Annotated in this window: 5 protein-coding genes and 1 pseudogene; all 6 read right to left on the bottom strand. The window is 74.4% G+C overall.

What is annotated here, in order from left to right; all coding sequences use genetic code 11:
* On the bottom strand, nt 1-470 hold a 470-nt coding region (locus tag Q0L15_RS00320), incomplete at its 3' end, for an alpha/beta fold hydrolase (protein ID WP_296601407.1).
* Nucleotides 467-1,228 (bottom strand): SDR family NAD(P)-dependent oxidoreductase, encoded by a 762-nt coding sequence (locus Q0L15_RS00315; RefSeq protein WP_296601405.1) that lies wholly within the window; start codon nt 1,226-1,228, stop codon nt 467-469. The genes Q0L15_RS00320 and Q0L15_RS00315, both read right to left, overlap by 4 nt.
* Complete coding sequence (locus tag Q0L15_RS00310; protein WP_296601404.1) at nt 1,225-1,962, bottom strand: enoyl-CoA hydratase-related protein; 738 nt, start codon at nt 1,960-1,962, stop codon at nt 1,225-1,227. The genes Q0L15_RS00315 and Q0L15_RS00310 overlap by 4 nt, the downstream gene beginning before the upstream one ends.
* 62 nt (nt 1,963-2,024) lie before the next feature.
* Nucleotides 2,025-2,723 (bottom strand): annotated as a pseudogene (locus Q0L15_RS24945) (thioesterase family protein); the annotation flags it as partial.
* Between the two features lie 5 nt (nt 2,724-2,728).
* Nucleotides 2,729-3,175 (bottom strand): hypothetical protein, encoded by a 447-nt coding sequence (locus tag Q0L15_RS00305; protein ID WP_296601403.1) that lies wholly within the window; start codon nt 3,173-3,175, stop codon nt 2,729-2,731.
* 39 nt (nt 3,176-3,214) lie between these two features.
* A partial coding sequence (locus tag Q0L15_RS00300; RefSeq protein WP_296601400.1) for an aldolase/citrate lyase family protein occupies nt 3,215-4,003 on the bottom strand: 789 nt, incomplete at its 5' end.

The following is a 4,003-nucleotide window of genomic DNA, read 5'->3' as shown; positions in this document are numbered from 1 at the left end:
ATCGGCTCCGGATCGTAGACACCACGCAGACGTTCCAGCTCGGCGGGCGTGAACAGCGGGAGCGAGACCGTGACCACGCGCCGGACGAGGTCGGGGCGGGCGCCGGCCAGCTCGACGGCGGTCAGTGACCCCGTGTGGTACCCGAGCAGGTCGACCGGTGCGCCTAGACCAGCGGCCTCGACCACCTCGGCGACCACGCGGGCGTAGTCGCCGATCGTCGGGTAGGCCGGCAGCGGGTCGGACGCGCCGTAGCCTGCGGTGTCGGGAGCGACCACCGTGCGGCTGGCACCGGCCACGCCCGCGAACCGTTCGTAGACGAGGCCGGACGCCGGGCTCATGTGCAGGCAGACCAGCGGAGGACGGGTGGTCGGGCCGGGGTCGGCGACCCGGAGGTGCACCTGCCCGTGTGCGACGTCGACGTAGGCGCGGCGGACACCGGTGGTCGGGGTCGGGGCCGTGGGCGCGGTCATGGGCGCGCCTTGAGCATGCCGCCGCCGAGCAGGCTCTGTCCGGCATCGACCGCGAGCACGGTGCCGGTGATCCGGCGTGCCTGGTCGCTGAGCAGGAACCGCACGGCGGCCACGACGTCGGCGGTCGTGGTCTCCCCCGCGAGCGGGACGTCGGCGATCCGCTCGTGCTCGAGGTCGTCGAGGTCGTGCGCCCCGAGGTTCGCGGTGAGCAGCCGGGTGCCGCCGACCTTGCCCGGCGCCACGGCGTTGATCCGGACGCCGTGGCGCGCCAGCTCGACGGCAGCGGTCTGCACGAACGCGACCAGTCCCGCCTTGGCCACGCCGTACGCCACACCCCCGGGGGCGGCGAAGGTGCGCAGGCCGTGCACCGAGGACGTGCCCACGATCGCGCCGCCTGCGCCCATCAACGGGACTGCGGCGCGCACGGTGTGGAAGAACCCGTCGAGGTTGACGGCGAGGGTGTCTCGCCACTCCTCCGGGGTGAGGTGCTCCACGGGCGCCATGGTGCCGAGCATGCCGGCCGCGGCGTACACCGCGTCGAGGCCGCCGAGCAGGCCGGCCGCCTCGGCCAGCGCCGTCTGGGTGCCGCCGGCGTCGGTCACGTCGCAGCGCACGAAGTCGACCCCCTCGAGCGCGGCCATCCCATCGGGGTCGGCCAGGTCCAGGGCGACCGCGCGGCCTCCCTCGGCGACCACGGTGCGGACGACCGCGGCACCGATGCCGCTGGCACCGCCGGTGACCACCAGACGTCGGCTCATCGTTCGGTCTCCCGGTTCGCGGCGGCCAGGCGGTCGACCACGGCCGCGAACTCCTCACCGGCGAAGCCGAGGACCTCGACCGCCAAGGAGGCGTCGAAGGCCGGCACCGCGGGCTGGTACCAGCTGTTGAGGGTCTTCTTGGTCCAGCGGACTGCATCCGGCGGGGAGGAGGCCAGCCGCGCCGCGATCGAGCGCGCCTCGGCGCGCACCCGATCGTCGGCCACGACCCGGGAGACCAGCCCGATCCGCTCGGCCTCCTCGCCGGGGATCTCCTCACCCAGCAGCAGGTGGTACTTCGCCCGGGCCATGCTGGTGAGCAACGGCCACACCAGGGCGGCGTGGTCACCGGCAGCCACACCCATGGGGACGTGCCTGTCCAGCAGCGTGGTGCCCGTGCCCACGATCGAGATGTCGGACATCAGCGCGATGACCGTGCCCTCGCCGACCGCCCGGCCGCACACGGCCGAGACGATGGGCTTGGCGCAGCGGACCATGCCGAGCACGAAGCGGCGGTGCTCCTCCATCCGGAACCGTGCCCGGGAGCTGGCCACCAGCTCCTGGGCCAGCGGAAGCGACCCTCCGAGCAGGAAGCCCTCGTCGTTGGGCCCCTCGACCAGCACGACGGACACGTCGGGATCGCGGTCGAGATCGTCCCAGACGGTGGCCAGCTCGGCGTGCAGCCGAGCGTCCACCGACTGCGTCTCCTCGCCGGGTCCGAGCACCAGCGTGGCCACCCCGTCGCCGCCCCGTCGGACGACCAGGCGCTCGCCCAGCGAACGCTGCGCGTCTGGCGCAGCGTCGCCAGGATCCGTCCGTCGGCGCCGAAGGCGGTCACCTCGTCGACGCAGTGGTCACGGGTGACCCATCCGCTGCCGTGGTCGAGCCGCACCCAGTCGCGAGCCGATCCGGGGACCGGCGGTGCCAGGTGGACGGTGTAGTCGAGGGTGGGCACGAAGGCCGCCGGCTCGGGCAGCCCGAAGAGTCCCGGCGTCGGCATGTCCAGCAGCGCCGCCACCAGGGCCTCCTCGGTGACCATCCCCGGATCGCCGGCCTCGGGTCGCAGCCGCACCCAGCAGGTGGCCGGCGCGTCGATGCGGGGCGGGGCCGCGGTGCGCATCTCCACCATGTCGTCGAACGGCAGCCGGTCGCGGCCGAGGCCGGCACTCGCTGCCGGTGCGGCGGTGCCCTCGCTGCGCCGCACCCACAACGGCTCGGGATCCTCACCGACGGCCACGAGCTCGGCGTGGCCATGCACCCGAGCGCGACCGGCCTGCCCCAGCGTCAGTCGGAGCAGCTCGCTGGACCGGCCCCGGTGGATCCGGTCGACCGCGATCTCGACGTCGTCGACGCCCAGGCGGGAGACGAAGTTCACCGAGATTGACGCCAGCCGGTAGGCCGAGAAGCCGAGCGCGGCATCGACCAGCAGGCCGACGACGTACCCGCCGTAGAACCCGTCGACACCCGCCCACCGCCGGTCGATGGCGACCGGCTCCACGGTGCTCACCGCCGCTCCCTGCGGGCCAGGTCACCGCTCTCCGGTGCCGGCTCGGCGCCCCGGGTCCACCGTGAGAGGTCGGCGGAGACCACCTCGACCTCACCCTCGCCAGGCGGGACCGCGCCCCGCCGCCACACCGACACCGGTGAGACCGGGAGCGCCTCGCCGCCATCGACGCGGACCGTCCGGATCTGCTCGGCGCACGGCGGCAGCGCGTCATGGGGGAGGAACTCCGGCAGGCCTCCGAACCAGGCCAGCACCAGGGCCCCCTGGGGTGAGCGCATGTGGGTGCGTGGGTAGCCCGCGGGGACGACGCTCAGCGTTCCCCGGCCGAACAGCTCCCCCTCGAGCTCGAGCTCCCCGTCGAGCACCACGAACTCCTCGGCGGCGAGGTAGCCGCCCGGCACCGACCGCTCGAACCCGGCCGGGAACCGACCGAGGATGCGCCGCACGCCAGGTCTGGTCGAGATGGAGGTCGAGCTCGGTGCGCATCAGGCACCGCCCTGGTCGCGGGTGGCCCGCTCGTGCAGCTCGAGCACCCGCCTGGCGCCCAGCACCACGGCCGGGTCGATCAACCGCCCCTGGGCGTCGAGCGCCACGCCCGAGCCGCGCGCCTCGGCGTCGGCCAGCAGCCGCAGCGTCTCGGCGGCCTCCTCTACCTCCTCGGGCCGGGGGCTGAACACCGCGTGCACCACCGGGATCTGCGCGGGGTGGATGCAGGCGCGGCCGACGTACCCGAGCCGGGCGACCCGGCGGGTCGACTCGGCCAGCGCCTCGAGGTCGGCGGTGATGCGCGAGACCGGGCCCAGCGGTGGCGCGATCCGGGCGGCTGCGCTCGCGAGGACGACGGTGGTGCGGATGCCCACGAGCTCGACCTCGTCGGGCCCGGGGGTGATCCCGGCCTCGCCGGTCAGGTCCACCTCGCCGACCTGGATGCGCTGCACCCGCGGTGCACGTGCGATCGCGAGCGCGTCGAGCACCGCCGCAGGCGTCTCGATCATCGGCATGAGGTGGGTGGTGCGGTCCCCGCACTCGTCGAGCAGCGCCGCCACCTGGGCGACCGTCACGGCGTCCGCCTTGGCCAGCGCGAGACCCGTCAGGGCGGGGATCCCGGCCAGCCGGCGTACGTCGTCGCGGCCGAGCGTGCCGGGGTTGACCCGGACCCACAGCTCGATCGGTCCTCCGGGCGGCTGTCCCTCGAGGAAGACGGCGACGTCCTCACGGGCACGCTCCTTCTCGGACACCGGCACGGCGTCCTCCAGGTCGAGGAGCAGGGCGTC

This window comes from Nocardioides sp. (assembly GCF_024509035.1).
Taxonomy (GTDB): domain Bacteria; phylum Actinomycetota; class Actinomycetes; order Propionibacteriales; family Nocardioidaceae; genus Nocardioides.
Note: the sequence above shows the minus strand (reverse complement) of the source record. Positions and strands in the feature narration are given on the sequence as shown.